Source organism: Acididesulfobacillus acetoxydans, assembly GCF_902729405.1.
GTDB lineage: Bacteria > Bacillota > Desulfitobacteriia > Desulfitobacteriales > Desulfitobacteriaceae > Acididesulfobacillus > Acididesulfobacillus acetoxydans.
In genome coordinates, this window is record NZ_LR746496.1 from 1,360,846 (window position 1) to 1,382,007 (window position 21,162).

General features: G+C 48.6%; 17 protein-coding genes and 2 pseudogenes. All 19 read left to right on the forward strand.

Annotated features, from left to right (window positions below; genetic code table 11):
- Positions 1 to 36: 36 nt before the first annotated feature.
- A pseudogene (locus tag MNU25_RS06010) lies at positions 37 to 621 on the forward strand (Mu transposase C-terminal domain-containing protein); the annotation flags it as partial.
- Entirely contained in the window at positions 614 to 1,414 is an 801-nt protein-coding gene (locus tag MNU25_RS06015; RefSeq protein ID WP_240984241.1) for an ExeA family protein, read from the forward strand. The pseudogene MNU25_RS06010 and the gene MNU25_RS06015, both read left to right, overlap by 8 nt.
- A complete protein-coding gene (locus MNU25_RS06020; RefSeq protein WP_240984242.1) occupies positions 1,411 to 1,635 on the forward strand; it encodes a DUF5348 domain-containing protein in 225 nt (74 codons plus the stop codon). The genes MNU25_RS06015 and MNU25_RS06020 overlap by 4 nt, the downstream gene beginning before the upstream one ends.
- Before the next feature lie 102 nt (positions 1,636 to 1,737).
- Entirely contained in the window at positions 1,738 to 2,067 is a 330-nt protein-coding gene (locus MNU25_RS06025) for a transposase (RefSeq protein WP_240984238.1), read from the forward strand.
- 44 nt (positions 2,068 to 2,111) lie between these two features.
- A complete protein-coding gene (locus tag MNU25_RS06030; protein WP_240984243.1) occupies positions 2,112 to 2,999 on the forward strand; it encodes an IS3 family transposase in 888 nt (295 codons plus the stop codon).
- A gap of 296 nt (positions 3,000 to 3,295) precedes the next feature.
- Positions 3,296 to 3,598, forward strand: coding sequence for a hypothetical protein (locus tag MNU25_RS06035; protein ID WP_240984244.1), 303 nt, complete (start codon positions 3,296 to 3,298; stop codon positions 3,596 to 3,598).
- Positions 3,599 to 4,036: 438 nt separating this feature from the next.
- Complete coding sequence (locus MNU25_RS06040) at positions 4,037 to 5,617, forward strand: amidohydrolase (RefSeq protein ID WP_240984245.1); 1,581 nt, start codon at positions 4,037 to 4,039, stop codon at positions 5,615 to 5,617.
- Between the two features lie 19 nt (positions 5,618 to 5,636).
- Positions 5,637 to 5,825 (forward strand): hypothetical protein, encoded by a 189-nt coding sequence (locus MNU25_RS06045; protein WP_240984246.1) that lies wholly within the window; start codon positions 5,637 to 5,639, stop codon positions 5,823 to 5,825.
- A gap of 212 nt (positions 5,826 to 6,037) precedes the next feature.
- Complete coding sequence (locus MNU25_RS06050; protein WP_240984247.1) at positions 6,038 to 7,546, forward strand: DHA2 family efflux MFS transporter permease subunit; 1,509 nt, start codon at positions 6,038 to 6,040, stop codon at positions 7,544 to 7,546.
- A gap of 822 nt (positions 7,547 to 8,368) precedes the next feature.
- A complete protein-coding gene (locus MNU25_RS06055) occupies positions 8,369 to 8,785 on the forward strand; it encodes a hypothetical protein (RefSeq protein WP_240984248.1) in 417 nt (138 codons plus the stop codon).
- Positions 8,786 to 9,013: 228 nt separating this feature from the next.
- Entirely contained in the window at positions 9,014 to 10,867 is a 1,854-nt protein-coding gene (locus tag MNU25_RS06060) for a sigma-54 interaction domain-containing protein (RefSeq protein WP_240984249.1), read from the forward strand.
- Positions 10,868 to 10,932: 65 nt separating this feature from the next.
- Positions 10,933 to 12,375, forward strand: coding sequence for a sigma-54 interaction domain-containing protein (locus MNU25_RS06065; RefSeq protein WP_240984250.1), 1,443 nt, complete (start codon positions 10,933 to 10,935; stop codon positions 12,373 to 12,375).
- 396 nt (positions 12,376 to 12,771) lie between these two features.
- Positions 12,772 to 13,407 (forward strand): cobalamin B12-binding domain-containing protein, encoded by a 636-nt coding sequence (locus MNU25_RS06070; RefSeq protein WP_240984251.1) that lies wholly within the window; start codon positions 12,772 to 12,774, stop codon positions 13,405 to 13,407.
- Between the two features lie 109 nt (positions 13,408 to 13,516).
- Positions 13,517 to 14,992, forward strand: coding sequence for a trimethylamine methyltransferase family protein (locus MNU25_RS06075; RefSeq protein ID WP_240984252.1), 1,476 nt, complete (start codon positions 13,517 to 13,519; stop codon positions 14,990 to 14,992).
- Between the two features lie 22 nt (positions 14,993 to 15,014).
- Positions 15,015 to 16,451 (forward strand): trimethylamine methyltransferase family protein, encoded by a 1,437-nt coding sequence (locus tag MNU25_RS06080; protein ID WP_240984253.1) that lies wholly within the window; start codon positions 15,015 to 15,017, stop codon positions 16,449 to 16,451.
- 600 nt (positions 16,452 to 17,051) lie between these two features.
- Positions 17,052 to 17,858: pseudogene (locus tag MNU25_RS06085) on the forward strand (quaternary amine ABC transporter ATP-binding protein); the annotation flags it as partial.
- 88 nt (positions 17,859 to 17,946) lie between these two features.
- Positions 17,947 to 18,831: an ABC transporter permease gene (locus MNU25_RS06090; protein ID WP_240986749.1), complete on the forward strand. Its 885-nt coding sequence runs from the start codon at positions 17,947 to 17,949 to the stop codon at positions 18,829 to 18,831.
- Positions 18,832 to 18,907: 76 nt separating this feature from the next.
- Positions 18,908 to 19,777 (forward strand): glycine betaine ABC transporter substrate-binding protein, encoded by an 870-nt coding sequence (locus tag MNU25_RS06095; protein ID WP_240984254.1) that lies wholly within the window; start codon positions 18,908 to 18,910, stop codon positions 19,775 to 19,777.
- Between the two features lie 159 nt (positions 19,778 to 19,936).
- Entirely contained in the window at positions 19,937 to 21,106 is a 1,170-nt protein-coding gene (locus MNU25_RS06100; protein ID WP_240984255.1) for an ABC transporter substrate-binding protein, read from the forward strand.
- Positions 21,107 to 21,162: the final 56 nt, after the last annotated feature.

Genomic DNA, 21,162 nt, shown 5'->3' on the forward strand with positions numbered 1-21,162 from the left:
ACATAACCTTTGTTATGTAAAGATTAACGTAACAAAGGAAAAATTGAAAAATTTAACCGGCTTGTTGATGCCTTCTTAAGCGAAGTCGCTTTGGAAAAGCCCAAGACCCTTGATCGACTTAATGAATTATTTCAAGTCTGGCTTAGCGAATGCTATGAGAACAAACCGCATGCCGCACTGGAAAACAATATGAGTCCAGAAGCAGCCTATCGCAGTGACAAAAAACCCCTTCGCTTCCCTGACCCAGAGGTCTTGGCCAATGCGTTTTTACACTCAGAATCCCGCAGAGTGGATAAATCCGGCTGCATTAGCTTTATGGGCAAAAAATATGAAGTCGGGCTTTCCTTTATTGGCTGTAAGGTGAATGTGGTTTATGATCCGGCGGACATCAGCGAACTAACCATTGAATACGAAGGACACGCTCCCTGGAAAGCGCATGAACTCGTAATTGGAGAACACGCCGGCAAACGCCCGGAGCTGCCGGAGCACCTCCAAGCACAAAAGGCGGACTCATCCAGATTACTGGGAGCTGCCGAACAGAAAAACCATGAGCGCCGTGAACGCCAAGCCCCGGCCCTCTCCTTCCGTACGGTTTACAAGGAGGGTGTGCAAGATGTTTGAAACATTCTATGGGTTTAGCCGGATACCCTTTTCACGGGATATTCCAACCGCTGAACTTTACGAGTCGATCCTCTTAGACGAAACCTTAGGGCGGCTGGAGTATGCCGCCGAGCGAAGGTGGTTCGCCGTGGTCACCGGCGATTGCGGGACGGGGAAAACCACAACCATTCGCCGTTATACGCAAACCTTAAACCCGTCCAAATTTAAAGTGCTCTATTTATCGGACTCCAAACTGACCCCCCGGCATTTTTACAAGGGACTTTTAGAACAACTCGGCTTCGAATCGAAGTTCTACCGTGGGGATGCCAAACGTCAGCTGCATCGGGAAATCGAACTCATGAGGGGAATTCAACATCTGCAGCCTGTCGTGGTCGTGGATGAAGCTCATCTGTTAGACCGTGAAATGCTGGAGGAAGTCAGATTTCTGCTTAATATGAATATGGATGCGGAAAGCCCCATGGCCCTCATTCTTGTCGGACAAACTGAACTTTGGGATCGGCTTCAACTTCAGGCTTATGCTGCTATTCGCCAGCGTATCGACTTGCAGTGTAAATTAACCCACTATGATCGTGCGGATACTGAGGCTTATATTCAACGCCACTTAGGGTATGCGGGAGCCAACAATGACATTTTCTCAGAGCAAGCCATCGACGACATCTACCGGTTTTCCAGCGGTTCCGCCCGGCTCATTAATAAAGTTTGTACCCATTGCCTCATGTATGGCGCCCAGAAGGGTCACCGGATTATTGATGACCGAATGGTGAAGCGCGTCATCGAGGGGGAACTGTCATGAATCGTCAGGGGTATGACCTAACATACGATGAATTGACAGACCGCTGGATAGTCCACAAGGGTCCACAAACCTTTGGACTTCACTGTGGGGAATGCTTTGAGCTTCGTATCGGGAACAAAAGCATACCCTGCCGCTTGGAATATGGGCAGCAATGGTACGTTGTTATCGATGGCACTCGGCTCAATTTGCGAATTTGGGACACCTACACAGTGAAAATCTAATGTGAGCTTGAAACAGGGGAGACCTATGCTGCTCTATAAAGCCCCCTAACCGAACTTGAGCCATAGCCCCTTATAGGGTACACTGAAGATGTGGAGGGGGATATGGTGAAGCGTAATCGATACTCAAAAGAATTTAAGACCGAGGTTCTTCGAGAGGTACGGGAGGTCGGCAACGCGGTTCCCGTAGCCAAAAAACATGGGATAAGCGTTGGGCTAATCTACCGTTGGGGAAAGCAGAGTGAGCACAAGGCGTGGGGACAGGCTTCGGACGAGGCAAAGAAGATAGCGGAGTACCTTCCGTCACCCAAGGAATTTCGCGAGCTCGAGGAGGAAAACGGAAGGCTCAAATCGATTCTTGGAGAAAAGGACCTTGAGATCGCAATTTATCAGGATCTTCTAAAAAACCGCCAGCCCGGCTTTCCGAAAAAATAGAGGTTGCTGAGCAATGGATTGACCGGGGATATGCAGTAGCTCATGTGCTCAGAATTGTTGGTGTCAGCGAAGCAACGTACTACAACCGAAGGAAATCGGAACAGGTACCTAAGCAGGAGCGTGAAAACAAGGGGGGACGCCCACGTCCAGGTTATTGCCGAACCCCAGAGGGCAAGCTAATCAGTGACGAAGAGATCAAAGAATGGCTTCTGGAACTTGTGGCCGGAGAGGAGGCTGCGTATGGCTACCGAAAGCTCACCTTAAGCTTAAGAAGGCAAAGGAATCTGGTTATCAGCTTTAAAAAAGGCTATCGGCTCTGCAAAGAGCTGGATATTCTGGAGGCGGCTAAGCGTTTACGAGTCAAGCATCCCCGCCGGATCGCAAGAAATCGAGAGATAACCGCACCGAATCAACTCTGGGAAATGGACATCAAGTACGGATACATCCGCGGAGAAGACCGATTCTTCTTTCTCATGGGCATTCTTGACGTGTATGACCGCAGTCTGGTCGATTACCATATTGGTTTAAGCTGCGAAGGCAAACACGCCGCCCAGACCTTGGAAAGAGCTCTCTGGCGTCGGCGAATATTTGGAAGCTCAAATGAGCCCGTGATCCGGACAGATAATGGGCCGCAGTTTATTAGTCATATCTTTGAGACCGCTTGTGAAAGTTGGGGTGTAGAGCACGAGAGAATTCCGCCGAAGACACCGAACAAGAACGCTCACATCGAATCGTTTCACTCCAACCTAGAACGGGAATGCCTCTCAAAACATGAATTTGGCAGTTACGCCGAAGCGTATGAGGTAATCGTTAACTATCTTGACTTCTACAACAAACGCCGTTATCACGACAGCCTTTACGACCTGTCGCCTGAAGAATTCCAAGAAAAGCTCAGCAAAGGAGAAATCAAACGCTTTGTGGTGAAAGTTTAAGTGTGCTGATGTGCAGCAGAGGGCAGATTCCATCTGCGGATAAACCCTTGACAACCGCTTGATTGCGCACAACGGCTGGAGGACTTCAATGTCAAGGGCGGGCGTAAGCCCGGCAAAGCGGACCCTTTACATTGAGAGGCCGGAAGTTGTAAACTCGGCCAAGCGGTTGTCAAGTGAGCTTATGCTAAGCCTTCTTGGACAAAATCATAAAACTATGAAATCACGAGAATAAGGGAGTAAGGCTCTAAAATTAGGGGGTTGCCCCGCTGCTCATTAAATTCAGGGAGATGTTCAGAATGCCAAAGACCTTCCCTCCATCGAACTATGGGATATCGGCCCAGCCAGCTTTAGAAAAATACTTCATTCAGACCGGGTTCTATGATCTACTGCCTTTGGCCCTGCAATTAGCGGAAGAGCAAGGTTTTAACCAAGATGAAATAATTGAGGCTATTTGCAAAGTGAACGATAAGTTTGACCAGTACCCGCCGACTAAGAACAGAACAGCGTGGTTTAAGACAGTCTTTCAGGAAAAATTGAAAGAAGCCAGAGGAGACATTCTGGCTTTCCAAGCCGCAAGGAAATTTCGGCAGTGCAACTAACAAGGCCAACAAAAGCCGGTCAGCAGCAAGCTCCCGGCTCTTTTTTACCGAACATGCGCAATGTAAACGACGGACGGACGGACGGATCCAGGAATTTCGGTCAGTCCATCCGTCAAATTACGGACAATTTACGCCATCAATCCACGGACACTATGCGGCGGCAGTAACACCTCGGGACGGTGGCGGATTCGCAACGGCAAAAGTTAGTCCAATGAGTGGAGGGGGGTATTATCGTATGGGGGAGGCCGAAAGGATAATACCCCCAATAAGCAGAGGGTCCTCTCTTCGTAGTCTTGGACATCGTTGCAAAGCGATTAAGAAAGCATCGGCGGATGCCGGGGTGTACAGGATTAACTTAGAGCGCTGAAGAGGGGACAAGAAACCCCCGTGTGTAAAGATCCCTCTTGGGCAGCGCTATTTTAGAAAGGGTGGGGAAACATGGATCTTGAATTTATAGGCAAGATCTACACCTTGACCGGGACTGAGCCGGTCGACTCGATGATCGTCAGGGACAAGAAGATTGTTTATGCAGGTCCAAGGGTTCATGGAATACCAAGGCAAACAGTTGATTTGGCCGGAGCCATTGTACTGCCTGGATTCGTGGATTGCCATACCCACCCGCTACTGCTTGGCCTTTTACAAAAGCAAATCCGCACCAATCCGCCTTTACTGAATACTCTTGACGAATTTCTAAAGGCAATAGAGGACAGGGCGAGAGAGATTGAGAAGGGACAGTGGCTTTTGGGCGGTGGATTTGACGAGTCCCAATGGAGTCTACCAAGACTACCACAGCGGGACGAGTTGGACCGCGTTTCCGGCGAACACCCTCTATTGATGGTGCGGGCGTGTGGACACATCGCAGTCGCAAATTCATTAGCACTTAAATTAGCGGGCATTACGGAAGACTCCGTCGATCCTCAGGGAGGAAAAATAGTTCGCCATGAGGGTTTCTTAACCGGAGAACTGCAGGAGTCCGCAATCCCGTTAGTGGGCCGGTGTGTCCCAGAGCCAGACCCTTCGGTTACGGCGAGTGCCATTTCAGATGCGAGTAAGTACCTTGCCTCTCGTGGTGTAACAACCGTATGTGATATGGAAAGTGGAAGTGGCTCGTCTGAAGAATGGGATTTATACAGTGAAGGCTTACGTGAAGGAAATTGGAAGCAAAGGGTTGGCCTTTTCATAGTCTTTGAGTGGTTTAAGGTTCGTGGCAAGTTACCGCTCCTTGAACCGGGAGTTACGCAGGACTTGAAACTGCTCGGTCTGAAGGTGTTTGCCGATGGGAGCATTTCGGGACATACGGCGGCTCTACATGAACCCTACCTCCATGATTGGGGTAGGGGAATAATGCGGGTGAGTGAAAGGGAAATCGAGGAAGCGGCAAGCATGGCTTTAAGTCATGGGCTAAAACTCGCGGTTCATGCCATGGGCGATGCCGCGATTGACCTGGTCGTTACTGCTCTATCAAAATTTGGGGTCCATGGCGGCGACAGCTTCACGATAGAACACGCCGCACTGCCGACGACTTACGCGCAGGGAATGATGGCTAAGCACGGGATTGGGGTCGTAACACAACCCATATTCACGTACGCCGAAATTGAGTCCTATTTGAATGGTCTTGGATACGATCGTACGTTTAACTCCTACCCTATACGATCTTTAAAAGAGCAGGGTATAAAAGTTGCACTCTCATCAGATGCTCCCTCAACAGCTCACAGTGACCCGGCTAATCCATGGTTAGGGATTGCCATGGCAACAGGTCGGCGCACAGCAAGGGGTATGGCACTGTCCGGGGGTGAATGTATATCCTTGGGCGAGGCACTAAAGAGTTATACTGCGATCGGTGCGGCGGTTCGAGGCTTCGAGAATTGTGGATGCCTTTTACCGGGGTGTGATGCCGACTTTTCCCTATGGGACAAGGACCCTTTCAAGGAAGGTCCGGCCAGCATGCCAGGCGAGGCACTTGCCACGTATAGAAATGGAGAAGTCATTCATTCTGCTAAGACTTGGACATCGTACTAAAGGGTTCATGCGTTCGCGAATGCTGATAACCGAAATAGCATTTGCCGGTACATTCCTATTTGATCTTTCCAAGGAAAACATAGTACTGGAAGAGTTTGTATTAGAAGTTCCAACGGCACTGGGAGTGTCTGCCGTGGCATTGGTCAAAGTTACGAATGGCAGAGCAACCACTACTGTAATTACTAATATTGCCCACTTAAAAGCCTAACCGGAATTTAAGCGCAAGAACCGGGATTCTCAAGTGCCGGAAATACTTGTCGTAAGATGCTTCTAGCCGTATAATTAGTTTGCGTGCTAAAGAGATAAGGCCCCGAAGTTTTCGGAGACTCTCGGCCGTAAAAGTTGCGGAACCTCTTGGGCTTAGCTTGGGTTTTGCCAAGGGGAGAGTCAGTTTATTGATTTAGGAAATGGGGGAAACACGTGAGCTTTGAAGAACGGTTTGGCATCAAGGCCTTGACGATGGTCAGCGTTGTCTTGGGGGTTTTCATGGTAATTCTCGATACAAGTGTTGTCAATGTGGCGATCCCGAAGATGATGTCGGTGTTTGCTACGGATCAAACGACGATTGAGTGGGTGATCACAGGTTATACCCTTACTGTAGGAATGCTGACCCCGGCCAGCGGTTACTTGGCGGATCGCTTTGGAATGAAACGTATCTATATACTTGCCTTGTCCATCTTCGTCCTCGGTTCGGCCTTATCAGGCGCGGCTTGGAGTTCTTCATCGATTATCACATTCCGCATCGTTCAAGCTGTCGGCGGGGCGCTCCTTTTGCCAGTCAGTATGACTATCCTGTTCAGTCTCTCGAAACCGGAAAAGCGGGGCCTCATGATGGGAATCTGGGGGATTGCCAGTATGTTTGCTCCGGCCTTTGGCCCGACGTTAAGCGGTTACATTGTTCAGAACTTGAATTTCCGACTCATTTTTTACATAAATGTGCCTGTTGGCATATTTAATATCCTGATAGCCCGAACTGCGATTCCTAAGTTCGAAGCCAGAGACGCCGGGAAGTTTGATTGGCCGGGTATGGTCACTTCGCTCATCGGTTTTTTCTGCCTCCTCTATGGATTTTCTGACGTACCGACGAGCGGCTGGCACTCTGCCGAGATTATTTCCCTTTTCCTGGCGGCCGGAATCTTCCTTTCTCTCTTTGTGGTGCTGGAGCTGACCACAGACAACCCCATGGTAGAACTTCGGCTCTTAAAGATTCGTCCTTTTTTGGTGGCGAACATTGCTGCCGGTATCCTGAGAATCGCGATGATGGGAACACTGTTTCTCTTACCGGTGTTTCTGCAAAACGGGCTTGGCCTGACGCCGCTCCAGACTGGGCTTTTGACAATGCCGGGCGCTCTTCTTACGGCGGTCCTGCTGCCGATCAGCGGTGCCATGTTTGACAAGGTGGGAGCCAGGCCTTTAGCCATTTTGGGGTTGAGTATTATGACGGTTGCTTCCTTTTTCTTGGTCAACCTAAACTACAATTGGAGCTTTATGTCGATTATGATGATCTATATGTTCCGCCAGTCGGGGATGGGGTTGAGCAATATGCCTTTGAGTACGGCCGGAATGAATGCCGTGCCCCGCCGCTATTATAACAAGGCTTCCGCCTTGCAGAATACCCTGCGCAATGTTGCCGGTTCCTTCGGCACGGCCATCTTGAGTACGGTCATGCAGAATCATGAGAATTATAGCTTGATCAGCTACCTGCAGAATACCAGTGCGCAGTCCCTCCAGGGTGTGAATACCTATGGTATGCAACCTTCGGTCTTCGCTGCCAAGGCTCCTTCAGTGCTCTTGCGTTTCATGCTGGTATTGAAAGGGATTGCCTTCCAGAATGGGATCAGGGAAGCTTTGACGGTAGCAACGATGTTCACGGCCGTCGCTCTGCTCTCGGCCTTCTTTGTCGGGAAGAAGCAGGTTCCGGTTGCTTAGATCTAGCGCGGTTCCCAGTTCCGGAATGGCGGTTCCTAAATCTCACGGAAACAGCATGACCAGCTGAAACGGAGCTATGCCGTGAAATTCTTGCGGCGCTTGGTGGGATGAGGGAAGTACTTGGCACGGTCCAAAGGACGTGATATGATGATACCACATGTTGGAAGCAGTAAAATAAGCTAAAGCAAAGCTGCCTCGCGGTGAGGGTCGTATTAAGGATGCTCGGTAGCTTTTCCTTGGGAACAAGTCACGCGGTTGTCAGAGAGGCTTCTTTGCGAAATCTGAGGAAAATAGTCCTTCTCGGCACGGTTTTGGGGTGTTCACGTTGCCGCAAGCCGTTGATTGAGCAGGAGTTGCTACGTTTAGCTAAAGGGATCCGTAGCCACGTGGAGATCGACGGATCCAGCGGGGGTTGGATGAAGCTCATGCGGCACGCAGGCACAATCCCGTGAAATGAACACGTTCCCAGGTAGATTATGGCAACCTGTATTTAGCTATCCGATTATTTGCGACCAAGAACCCGTTCTCTTTGGCTGGCTACTGCGACTCCCATGCGGATCCATCCGGTGAAAGTTTGCGATTTGCTGGCTTTATCTAACCGCGTGGGTTCCTTTCGGTTCGATCCGAAGCTGACGCTGAAATACTATGGGGTATTGGGTAGATTAGTGCAGGGGCGAGAACTTGAGGAACTGGAATGGGATTTTCTGCGCCTGCGTTTTGCTTCCAGTCTCTTTGCTTTGCGTAAGATTTTGCAGCGCCGTCTGGTCCGGGTGGAGGCAACGTTAGGTCATCAGCAGATCGAACAGGCTAAAGAGGTCGGAGATGGCTATGCTCAGGCAGAATGGTTGGAAGCTCAATGCTTTCGCCCTGCCGGACTGCGTGAAACGGCTGGTGGTTCCTGTTCCGGGTTTAGACGGAGTGGAGATGGTGGGTTATGTCGTAGCTTGCCGGAGTGAGAGCGGTTCGCCTGAAATTAGATTGGTCTGCGCCTGGGAAGAACTTGAGGGCCTGGAGCCCGCTGAGACGGTTGAGCTGACAGATACTCTGGTTGAGCCCCTGCGGCGTAGACTGGAGGAGCGGGCTCAGCTGGAGTTTGCCTCAGTACGCACTGTCCCTTCTATTGAGCGTGATAATGTGCGTGCTGCCTATGGCCAAGAACTCCTCAATTTCCTTGTGATGGATGATCTTATGGGCGTCAGAGCCCGTTCTGCCGGAGAGAATGCCTCCTTCCTGGTCTAGGGAGTAAGGCGAAAGGTGCTCGACCTTGGGCCATTCGCCCTGATAGACGCAGCATTTTGCTAACGGTCATCGAGCAAGGGCTTTAAACGTGGAGCGTTATCTGATAAGATTGAAATTACAAACTTAGGTGTTGCGTCAATCGTATGACGTGGGGTATACAAGGCCCTGGTCAGAGACATAGCCGCGGGCCGGTCATTGCGACGAAGGTGTTTAAGGGGGGACTGTGTGTTGAGCCGACAACATTTCTCTTCCTCAATGGCCTCAATGTCATATTTCAAGGCCAATCAGTACTTTGTTCAACAAACAGCGGAGGCGATAGCTGCTGTGGTGGAATTTGAAGTGGCCATCATCGACAATAACCTTGAGGTTATCGCCGGTACTGGGTGTTATAAGGACCAAATAGGGACAGTTTATGGTGAAGGATCCATCACCAGCCGGCTGCTGCGGATGGGTGGCTATTGCATTCTCGAAAATGCGCCGCTCGTAAGTGCGATATGCCGGAATTGCTCGTTTAGGCAAAAGTGTACCCTGACGGGAGGTTTAACCTTTTCCATTCCACTGGAGGAAAAGGTAATTGGAACCATTTCCCTTTATGCTTTCACGGAATCCCAAAGGCAAAATCTATTGCTCAACCAGGACAAACTATTGAGTTTTTTAAATAAAATTGCTCTCTTGATGAGCAGCAAGATCCACGAGTCGGAGATGAATGGCCTGCTCACTTTGATGACCAATCAACTGGGTGCCGTCATGGATTCCATTGTGGAAGGTATCATCGCCGTAGACAAAGAAGGGATTGTGAACCAAATCAATAAAGCGGCGGAAAAGCTGCTTTTCGTCCGGGCCTCACAAATTCTCGGGGTGCCTTTAAATGAACTTTTCCCAGGCTTAGCTATTCCTAAGGTACTTGAATTGGGTCAGCCTTATGTGGAACAGGAGATTTTGTATAAGAGCAGGGAACAGAATTTGCAGTTTATCGGCACGATGACGCCGATAAAGCTGGAAGGGAAGATTGCCGGAATGGTTATCTCCCTTCGCAGTGTCCGCGACGTGCGCAAGTTGGCAGGGCGGTTGATCCGCGAGGAACGCAAGTATACTTTGGACGGTATTCTTGGGACGAGTGAGTCTATTACGGAATTGAAACATAAAATGCAACTGGTCGCGGCTACCGATTCGACGGTACTGATCACCGGAGAGAGCGGGACCGGCAAGGAGTTATTTGCGCGGGCGATCCATGGGGAAAGTTATCGCAAGAACGGACCGTTCATTGCTATTAATTGCGGAGCTATTCCCGATGCGCTGTTAGAGAGCGAATTGTTCGGCTACGAAGAGGGGGCGTTTACCGGGGCGGTTCGTGGCGGTAAGCCCGGGAAATTTGAACTGGCCGACAGAGGAACGCTTTTTCTCGATGAAATCGGCGATATGCCCTTGCCCCTGCAGGTTAAGCTGTTACGGGTTCTGCAGGAACTCAAGATCGAAAGGATTGGAGGGGTAAAGCCGACTTGGGTTGATGTCAGAATTATTGCCGCAACCAACCGAAACTTAGAAGAAATGATTACCAGAGGCGAGTTTAGGAGTGATCTCTTTTACAGGTTAAGTGTTATCCCTTTTAACATTCCGCCCCTGCGTGAAAGAAAGGAAGACCTTACTTTGCTTCTATATCATTTTCTGGATAAATACAATCTGATTTTGAATAAGCATGTTACAGGGTTGAGTCCAAGTGTTCAAGAAAAGATGTTGGCCTACCCTTGGCCCGGTAACGTTCGGGAACTGGAAAATGCCGTAGAATACGCGATTAACGTTGCTGCAGGAAACTACATTGAGGAATCCTGTATCCCTTTTCGTGTCAGGGAGTATTTCACTAAAAATACCGGTTCTTTTGCCGATGACGATATTTCTACCATTAACGAACTGGAGAAGAAAGCCATCATGGCGGCTTTAAGAAAGTTCGGAACGACAGGGCCCGCCAAAGAAAAGGCGGCTCAATCCCTGGGCATGAGTCGGTCCACATTCTATCGGAAGATTAAAGAATTGGGCTTAATGGAGGAATTTGAGAGTGTGATGACGCAGGATAGCTGGCGGTAAACGGATGAATGCCGTGACTGCCGCGAATAGGACCCTAACATGATCGATTTGGAGGTGGTTCAAAAATGGATCACTCAGTTTCCCAGAAGAGTTTCCCTACTCAAAAATTGCAGTTGGCTCAAGATCTCCTTTATAAAATACTGGAAAATTCCTATGATGAAATTTTTGTAATTGATGGCGCGGGTAGAATTGTTTATGTCAATAATGCGTGTGTGGAAAATTACGGCTTACAGCCGTCCGAAATCATCGGCAGATCAATATGGTGGTTTTATGAACGTGGTTATTGTCTACCTACCACCCCGGTAGCTTTGCGGAAGAAAGAGAGAGTGACACTAGAAACAATCACCAGTATAGGCAAAAGATTGGTCGTTACGTCTACGCCAGTTTTGGACAGTCACGGGAATATCGAATTGGTGGTTGCTAATTCCAGGGATATAACGCAAATAGATCAAATAAAACAGGATTATGAGCAAACAAAGCTACTATTGCAGAAATATAGGAAAGAGGTGACCGAACTTAGAAAAAAGGAATTGTTGGCGACAGATTTTGTGGCTCATAGCAAACAGATGAGAAACATAGTGGAACTAGCGCAAAGAGTGGCTCCCACTGACTCAACGATCCTAATTACAGGAGAATCGGGAACGGGTAAAGGAGTCATGGCCAAATATATTCACAAAATGAGTAAACGTAAAGGCAACGCCTTCATCCATATTAATTGCGCAGCGATTCCTGATCAGCTTTTTGAGTCTGAATTATTTGGTTATGCACCGGGGGCTTTTACGGGAGCGGACAAGCATGGCAAAGTAGGGTTATTGGAACTTGCGCAGAACGGAACCGTTTTTCTGGACGAAATTGGCGAAATCCCTCTAAGACTTCAGGCGAAACTCTTAGAAGTTATGCAAGAACTCAGATTTATTGACGTGGGAGGAAGGAATAAGAAAGAAGTTAACGTCAGAATAATCGCAGCCACCAACCGCGATCTCAGAGGACTTGTCAAGCAAGGTTTTTTTAGAGGAGACTTATATTATCGCTTGAACGTTATCGAAGTTGAAATGCCACCATTAAGAGAGCGGGTTGAAGATATCCTTCCTTTGGTTGTTTTTTACCTCAAAAAAATCAATCATATTTATGAGACGAAACATAGTTTTTCACAGGCAAGTTTAGAATTACTTTTGAGATATCATTGGCCGGGTAACGTCCGTGAACTTGAACATGTTATCGAACGACTAGCCATAACTGTGCCTGAGACAACAATTGAAGTCGAGCATTTGGCCTATTTATTTCGCCAAGTTGAGAATGAGGATTGCAGTGTTTCCTTGCCTGCCCTAATTCCGTTAGATGCGGCAGTCGAACGGGTCGAAAAATACTTAGTGATTAAAGCCTTTAGGCAATTGGGGAGTTCCTACAAAGTGGCTGAGGCATTAAAGATTAGTCAAACAAAAGCCAGTCGACTCATCAGAAAGTATTGTTCTGTTCAGGAGTTTGAAGCGTTAAGGGATCGAGGATGAAAGTGCTAAAAAATCATTAAGCTAGTTTGAGGGGCAAGCGTGCTTGAAACAAGCACGCTGTTTTCTTAGGCTACCCAGAATACTATAATGTTAGAATTTTAGTAGCGCACGAGCGCAACTTTCTTCTGGGTGCTTAAGGCTCGGCGCAGTTGAGTTCTAATGGGCATAAGGACGTGGCTCATGCCGAGTTGAATACGACTCATAATGAGTCAAATGCGACTCATTGGGGGGTCAGAATACGATCAAATCAGGGGGAACATGAACGGTCTATAGCGAAATTAAAGCTTTCACCTAATGAAAAGCGTATTGGCACAATAGTTGCAATATGGTTACCAAATGATTGCTTAAACTTGGTAAACCTATGAACCGATATCCATCTTACGAGGAGGAAGGGAAATGTCAAATTATTTAGAAGATCTTGCTCAAAGCGTGATTGTGGGTCAGGAGGATCGCGTCAAGCAGCTCACACAACAGGCTATCGACTCGGGAGCTGATCCGGTCGAGATCATCAACCAAGGTCTGATCCCTGGGATGAATGTTGTAGGGGCCCGGTTCAAGGTCGGTCAAATGTTTGTTCCCGAAGTGTTGATGTCGGCGCGGGCCATGAACGGGGGCATGGAACTCGTAAAACCCTTACTACTGGACGAAGAGCTACCTACCGCCGGCAAAGTGGTCCTTGGGACTGTAAAAGGAGACCTGCACGATATTGGAAAAAACCTGGTCGGCATGATGTTGGAGAGTGCAGGGTTTACGGTCGTTAACCTAGGGGTGGATGCCGGTCCAGATAAATTCTTGCAGGCCATTAAAGAGCATAAGCCGGGTATCATTGGCCTATCGGCCCTATTAACAACCACCATGCTGTCTATGAAGGATACGATCGAAGTCCTCAAGGAAGAAGGCCTGAGGGACAAAGTCAAAGTGATAATAGGCGGAGCCCCCATATCCCAGGACTTTGCCGATGAAATCGGGGCAGACGGGTTTGCTCCCGACGCCGCCTCAGCGACTGACCTTTGCAAGAAACTTCTGGCGTAAAGCAGAAAGGAGAAAGCGGACTTTAGTAAATATACGAGTTCGAAAGGTTGGTAAGCAAAAAATTGAAGAGAAAGCTCCAAGAGAAGTTTATTAATTTTTATTAGGGGGTTTGAAAGGAGCGAGTGTTTTGCGGGCAAATTATACGGTCAATGAGTCAGTTCAATTTAGGATCCTTTCTGAGGGGCAGATTTCCGAGATAGTCGGTGCCGCGATTGAAATATTGGAAACTACAGGTGCTGTTTTCTATAGTACAGAGGCCCTGGAAATGTTAAAACAAGCAGGAGCTCATATTAACGGCAACCGGGCACGAATACCCTCAGCTCTGACGAAACAGGCTCTGCAAAGTGCTCCTAATTCTGTGGGCCTGTACAATAGCCGGACCGGAAAAAAGGCCATGGCTTTGGCAGGATATAATTCTTATTATGGGACCGGATCGGACACACCTTATTTTGTCGATCCTTTAAGAGGCGAAAGACTGAGAGCCAGGTATCAGGATGTGGCGAATGCCGCCAAAGTTATTGATGCTCTTCCCCATGTGGACTTCTGCATGTCCTTAGGGCTGGTTCAGGATGTGCCGCGCTTAACCTCGGATCGCTATCAGTTTAAGGCAATGGTAACAAATACAGGCAAGCCAATGGTTATCACGGCCCACGACATTCAAGGATTCGCTGACATTGTGGCCATGTCTGAAGAAGTAGCCGGCGGGACCACTGAACTAAGGGCACGCCCGTTCTTAGTGCTGTACGCCGAGCCGATCTCGCCATTACAGCATCCTAAAGATTCGGTCGATAAACTTCTCTTTGCCGCTGAGCACGGGATTCCCGTCGTCTATACTCCAGCCCCAATGGCCGGAGCCACGGCGCCCTGTACATTGGCTGGGACTTTGGCCAGCGGCATATCCGAAAGCTTGGGAGGACTTGTCATTCACCAGCTAAAGCAGGCAGGGGCACCCTTTATTATGGGCGGAGTATTTACCATTATGGATATGAGGACCACCATTTTCTCATATGCCGCTCCGGAGTTTAATCTTCTTCAGGCGGCACAGACGGACGTAGCCCACTACTTAGGCTTGCCGATCTTTTGTACGGCAGGCTGCAGTGACTCAAATGTTTTGGATCAGCAGGCTGCGGCCGAGGCCATGTTTTCGATCTTGGTGACTGGACAGAGCGGGGCGAACCTAATTCACGATGTCGGTTACCTGGAATACGGTTCAACCGGTTCATTGGAGATGCTGGTCATGAGTAATGAACTCATTGGGATGGCTAAGCGCTTTGTTCGTGGTATCCGGGTAAATAAAGAGACTTTAGCCACGGAAGTAGTGGACCAAGTCGGACCGGGCGGGCATTTCTTAGGTGAGCAACATACTTTGGATTACATGCGCTCAGAATTCTGGACTCCTTCGCTTATGAACAGGAAACGTTACGATGAGTGGAAAGATGCCGGCGCCAAAACGTTAGGGGATCGGGCTCACGAACAGGTTCTTAACATATTGGCCGAACATACACCGGTTCCTTTAACCAAACAGCAGTTAGATAGGTTTGATGAAATCATTCGAAACGCTGACCAAAGACACGGGTACCAATAAAATAGGTGAAAGGGGTTTGACAATGCCAAGGAGTAATTATGTAGCTAATTCGAGCCTTTGCTTTCAACTATTTACGCATCAGCAATGTGCGGAGATCCATTCAGCGGTTTTGGAAGTGCTGGAAAGAGTGGGTGTGAACATCCATCATCAGCGGGCTTTGGCGATTGCCCGGAAGGCAGGGGCCTATGTGGATGGCCAGAGGGTACGATTTCCCGCGGCGTTGGTCGAAAAGAGCATTCGCAGTGCGCCTTCTCGGGTTGTTTTGAGTGATCGCAATAAACAACGGCGGATCTTTTTGGAGGGGCACAACTTCTATTTCGGCCCAGGACCAACGGCCATGAATACCATTGATCCTTTTACGGGGGAACGGAGAGTTCCGGTTCTGGAAGACACCTGCCGCGCCTCAAGAGTCATGGATGCTTTGCCAAACATTGATTTCCAAATGGATTTTGGCACACCTAGCGACGTGGATCGAAAGACTTCTGACGTTTATGCCTTTGAGGCTCTTCTGAACAATTCCACTAAACCCATTGTACATTGGAGTTATAATACCCGGAATCTTAAAGCCATGGTGGAAATGGCGGTGGCAGTCGCCGGCAGTTTACAAGAACTTCAGAATAATCCGTTGTGCGCGTTCTATTGCGAACCTATCAGCCCTTTGACCCATGAATTCGATGCTCTCGATATTGCTATGGCAATGGCTGAATATAATCTCCCGGTAATTTACACACCGGCCCCCCAAGGCGGAGTCACTGCCCCGGCCACCCTGGCCGGAAATATTGTGCAATCGTTGGCGGAAAGTTTAAGCGGGTTGGTTATCCATCAGCAGGTCCGGGAAGGGGCTCCCTTTATTATGGGAGGAGTCATCACTATCATGGACATGATTTCCACTCAAATTACCTATGCATCTCCGGAGTTTAATCTGATGGCTGCCGGGTTGATCAGGATGGCGCAATTTTACGAAATTCCCGGTTTCAGTACCGCGGGATGCTCCGATTCGAAGAGCGTTGACCAACAGGCGGGTATCGACATTGCGACCAATTGTCTAATGGCTGCGCTCAGCGGCGGTAACTTGATCCATGACGTTGGGTATATGGAATCGGGCATGAGTACCTCGCTGCAAAGTCTGGTTATTGGGGACGAGGTGATCGGTCAAGTTAAACGACTTATCCGCGGAATCGAAGTCAATAAAGAAACTCTGGCACTGGATGCGATTGAGGCCGTTGGTCCGGGAGGAGATTTTATAGGGGAAGAGCATACTTATAACAATTTCAAGAAGGAATGGTGGATGCCGACACTGTTTAACCGTGGCAGACATGACTCCTGGGCTGCGCAGGGTAAGCCCGATCTGGCCGAATTGGCCAGCAAAAGACTGCGAATTCTCTTGGAAGAACACCAACCCCAAGCTCTGAATGAGGACACAAAAAACCGGATCAGGCAAATCAGGCTTGCTCTCTAAAGATGCAATTATTATAGATGGTCACTAGGCAGATGTGCGTCTAATCGCCGTTCAAAGAGAAGCCAGACGCCCGTCGACACACGGGAGATGTTAAAGAGAATGAAAAGGATCCCAAAATAGGAATGTCTCGTCCCAATATGGGACAGACGAGAGGGTTGGAGTTTGCCGAAAGACGGCAATCATTTCGCTTAGCGATCCTTGTTTAGGATTGGTCTTTTATCCAGGATGTGTTTTGAATATTTAGAATGTTGGACCGGGGACCCTTCCGGGCATTGGCAGCCGAGTGGCATAATATTTGCAATGCCTTAAAGGTTGATTTAACTAAGTCGCGGGGCATCAGTCTTGGCACCACGTATATCGGAAAGTTGCAATCCCTTATATTGCAATAGGAGGTGGAGGCGTCACAAGGGCACGTGCCACATTAATGAGTCGCACTGGCAGCGTTTCAAGATGGGTCGGACGGCTCATTTGGCCCAGGCGAGGGAAACCGGGAAGTTCTGAAAAAGGCGATAACCTCACGTGAGCCGGAAGTTAAATCGGGAGGGAAGAGATGTTCTGCCTGGTTCTGTGCGGTTAATCGGTTTAGGAAGGGAGCCATCGATGCCAGTAAAAATTGAGGTTAAGAATTTAACCAAGATTTTCGGCCTGCAACCGGACAGAGCGCTGAAACGGTTGGAACAAGGAATGAGCAAAAAACGGTTAGCGGAGACCGGCCATATCGTTGCAGTTCATAACGTTACATTTTCCGTGTCAGATGGTGAGATATTTGTGATTATGGGATTGTCCGGAAGTGGCAAGTCAACGTTGTTGAGGTGTTTGAACCGTTTGATTGAACCAACCGCTGGTACGGTGACAATTGATCAGCAAGACATTACAAAAATAATGCTTAGGGAATTAAGGCAAGTTCGGCAGAAGAAAACTGCCATGGTCTTTCAGCAGTTTGCCCTTATGCCGCACAGGACGGTCCTGCATAATACGGTATTTGGATTGGAGGTTCAAGGCGTTAAAAAAGAGGAAAGAGAAAGGAGGGCCCGAGAAAGTCTGGCCATGGTGGGGTTGGCAGGATGGGAAAACTCCTATCCTCATGAACTGAGTGGAGGTATGAAGCAACGTGTTGGCTTAGCAAGGGCCTTAACGAACGATCCGGATATTCTGTTTATGGACGAAGCCTTTAGTGCCTTAGATCCCCTGATCAGAGAGGGAATGCAAGATGAGTTACTAAGTTTGCAGAAGCAGATGAGCAAGACTATCGTTTTTATCACGCATGACCTATTCGAGGCTCTTAAAATAGGTGATCGTATCGCTTTTGTCAGGGATGGCTCTCTGGTTCAGGTTGGTCCCCCTCAGGAAATAGTCGCGGTCCCCGCCGATGATTATGTTGCAAACTTTGTCAAAGGGATAGAACGTCTGGGGAAGCTTTATAGTCAACGTAGTTAGGTTGTGCCAGAAGAAAGGATGTAACATGACCGATCGGGGCGAGAGGTGATACATGAAGATCTATCGTTTGCCGCTGGGGCAATGGGTCAATGTCGGCGTGGACTGGTTGTTAAAGAATTATGGTCACACCTTTGACCTCTTTTCGAATGGAGTCAAATCCTTTATTGATCAATTCAAAACCGGTTTAACGGTTTTGCCGTGGTGGCTTATCCTGGCTGTTTTTGTTGTGATCGCGTGGAAAGTTAGCGGCTGGCGTTTAGCTGTTGGGACAGGACTGGGGTTAATTCTGATTTTTGATCTGGGCTTGTGGCCGGCTTTTCTGGACACGCTTGTCCTGGTCATATTCTCGGCTCTGGTTTCAATCTTTATCGGAGTACCTTTGGGGATTTTGGCTGCCCGAAGCAACAACTTTCATCGCATTTTCACACCACTTTTAGATTTTATGCAAACTATGCCATCCTTCGTATATCTCATACCTGCTTTGATGTTTTTTGGATTGGGCACTGTCCCGGCAATTTTTGCAACTGTCATTTTTGCCATGCCGCCGGTGACAAGGTTGACTGACTTGGGCATCCGACAGGTTCCGGTTGAGTTGATTGAAGTAGGGGAGGCTTTTGGATCTACTCCAAGGCAAATGTTATGGAAAATACAGTTGCCGATAGCCTTGCCAACGATTATGGCAGGCATCAACCAAACTTTAATGTTGTCGCTGTCCATGGTGGTGATCTCGGCTATGATCGGGGCCGAAGGTTTTGGAGCCGGTGTTTTGCAAGGTATATCCCAAATGGACATAGGAAAAGGGTTTGAAAATGGCCTGGCAGTTGTCATTCTGGCCATGGTGCTGGACCGAATGAGCCAAGGAATTATTAAGCGCGGCGCAGCAGGTGCGGGAAAAAGGCGACCCCGATCTTTGGCGAAGGATAGTGTAGATAGTGTAGATTGACGAAAAATTGAGGGAGGGGCAATAAATGGTCCCAAAGTCCGTGTTTAAGAAACCAGCTCTCGCTGTTTTGTGCCTTGTGGTTGTTCTTCTGTTGATAGCGTCGTTGAACGGTTGCGGCGGGCAGGCTGGTTCCACAGGAGCAAATCAACCACAGGCAAGTGCTACCAAGGCAAAAGGAACAATTAGAATCGGGTATGTAGACTGGGCCGAGGACATTGCGGTTAGTAACCTGTGGAAGGAAATTCTGGAAAAGCAAGGGTATACTGTGAACTTGCAGAGCGCGGATGTTGCGCCCCTGTTTGTCGGACTGAGTAAAGACGACTTGGATCTTTTTCTTGACGCGTGGTTGCCGGTTACTCACAAAGCTTATTGGGATAAATACAAAAAAGATTTGCAGGATTATGGTATCTGGTACCAGTCTCCGGCCAGGATTGGCTTGGTGGTGCCGAATTACGTTACGATTAACTCTATCGACCAAATGAACTCGGAAAGGTCGAAATTTAACGGTCAAGTCATTGGAATTGACCCAGGGGCAGGAATCATGAAAGCTGCTGCCAAAGCCATAAAGGATTACGGCTTGAATTTCAAACTAATACAGGGCAGCGAGGCCGCCATGATGGCTGCTCTAGAAAAAGCCTATCGGGATAAAAATTGGATAGTGATAACCGGATGGAGCCCACATTGGATGTTTGCCAAATTCCAGCTCAAGTACTTAAGTGATCCGAAAAAGGATTTCGGAGAGGCCGAAGGCCTTCATACTTTGGCCAATAAAGATTTCAGCACGAAAATGCCTCAAGTAGCGGCAGAGTTAAAGCGCTTCAAATTAACCGATCAGCAGATTGGTGGCTTGGAAGCTTTAATAAATCAGGGTATGACTCCCCAGGACGCAGCCAAGAAGTGGATTGACGAGAACCAGAACGTTGTGGACAGTTGGACCAAAGGGTAACGGGGCCGGAACGGACCTGTTGTCATCTACCCGAGGAGTTGTTGGAATCCATGCAATCATAGTGGATACCATCCTTTCGTTCATGGTTGGTTGTGAGAATAATTAGGTAAAGGGTGGTTCTTTAAGTTGGAGGAGATAACTTAGGGAGGCAGAAAGCTAATGTTAAAAGTGCACACGAAAAGATCCGCCGCTACAGTGATTGCGGTGATAACCGCACTTGGTCTAATCTTAGGCGGTTGTGGTTCAGGCGGTAATTCCCCCGCGTCAAGTTCTTCGGCCGGTGGGAAGCTTGACATCGGTTGGGTCGCTCCCCTGACGGGAAGCAGTGCCAATGATGGGCAGCAGATGTTGAACGGGGCTAAACTGGCGGCCAAAGAGATTAATGACGCTGGCGGAATAAACGGGAAAAAGATTAACATAGTGGCTCAGGATGATAAGGCAGACCCTAAAGAAGCGGCCAATATTGCGAATATGTTTGCCGGAAACAAACACTTGGTGGCCGTTCTGGGCAACTATAACAGTTCTTGCGGGTTAGCAGGAGCACCGGTTTATGATCAGGCTAAATTGCCTATGATTCATGTGGGAACCTCACCGGTTTTCTCGCAACAGAACCATCCCTATGTTTTTCGAATTTCCGTTACGGATGCCTTTCAAGGAAGCTTTGTTACTCAGTGGATGTTTGATGAAGGACACAAAAATGTGGCTATTATTTACGAAAACGATGACTATGGTCGGGGCTTAAAAGACACTGTCAGCAGCGAAATCCAAAAGCTGGGCGGGAAAGTTGCCGGTACCTGGAGTTACATGTTGGGGCAGACAAGAGACTACACGGGTATTTTGACGGACGTGAAGAATTCTGGGGCAGATGCCATTTTCATTGGCGGATTATACACGGAGGGCGCTCTAATCGGTAAACAGATGCAGGGGTTAGGCATTAAACTGCCCGTTTACGGCACGGATGGTTTATATGAAGAAAGCCTCATTAAATTGGGCGGCAGTGCTGTGAACGGATGGAAGGTATCCGGTCTGTTCCTGCCCACGGAAAATGATCCTAAGTTACAGAAATTCATCAAGAGTTATCAGGAGGCTTACCATAGCACGCCCGGAACATATGCGGCCTTGGATTTTGATGCTATGAATCTTTTGGCTAAAGTGATCAAGACTGTAGGGACGGATCGTGAAAAGATCCAAGCCTATTTGGCTAAGATGCCCGAGCCGTTTGGGGGCGTGACAGGAAACATTGTCTTTAACGAGCATCATGATGCGGTGCGCAAGACCTTGAAGAAATTGGTCGTCAAGGACAGCAAGTGGCAGTTGTTCCAACAATGAAAGTTTCAAGCAGTTCCGCGAATTTGTGGGACCGGGCAATTTATGGAACCGGGGTT

Coding starts and splice junctions, on each gene's coding strand:
- MNU25_RS06015 (WP_240984241.1), top strand. CDS start 614: ATGTTTGAAACATTCTATGGGTTTAGCCGGATACCCTTTTCACGGGAT.
- MNU25_RS06020 (WP_240984242.1), top strand. CDS start 1,411: ATGAATCGTCAGGGGTATGACCTAACATACGATGAATTGACAGACCGC.
- MNU25_RS06025 (WP_240984238.1), top strand. CDS start 1,738: ATGGTGAAGCGTAATCGATACTCAAAAGAATTTAAGACCGAGGTTCTT.
- MNU25_RS06035 (WP_240984244.1), top strand. CDS start 3,296: ATGCCAAAGACCTTCCCTCCATCGAACTATGGGATATCGGCCCAGCCA.
- MNU25_RS06040 (WP_240984245.1), top strand. CDS start 4,037: ATGGATCTTGAATTTATAGGCAAGATCTACACCTTGACCGGGACTGAG.
- MNU25_RS06045 (WP_240984246.1), top strand. CDS start 5,637: ATGCTGATAACCGAAATAGCATTTGCCGGTACATTCCTATTTGATCTT.
- MNU25_RS06055 (WP_240984248.1), top strand. CDS start 8,369: ATGGCTATGCTCAGGCAGAATGGTTGGAAGCTCAATGCTTTCGCCCTG.
- MNU25_RS06065 (WP_240984250.1), top strand. CDS start 10,933: ATGGATCACTCAGTTTCCCAGAAGAGTTTCCCTACTCAAAAATTGCAG.
- MNU25_RS06070 (WP_240984251.1), top strand. CDS start 12,772: ATGTCAAATTATTTAGAAGATCTTGCTCAAAGCGTGATTGTGGGTCAG.
- MNU25_RS06080 (WP_240984253.1), top strand. CDS start 15,015: ATGCCAAGGAGTAATTATGTAGCTAATTCGAGCCTTTGCTTTCAACTA.
- MNU25_RS06100 (WP_240984255.1), top strand. CDS start 19,937: ATGTTAAAAGTGCACACGAAAAGATCCGCCGCTACAGTGATTGCGGTG.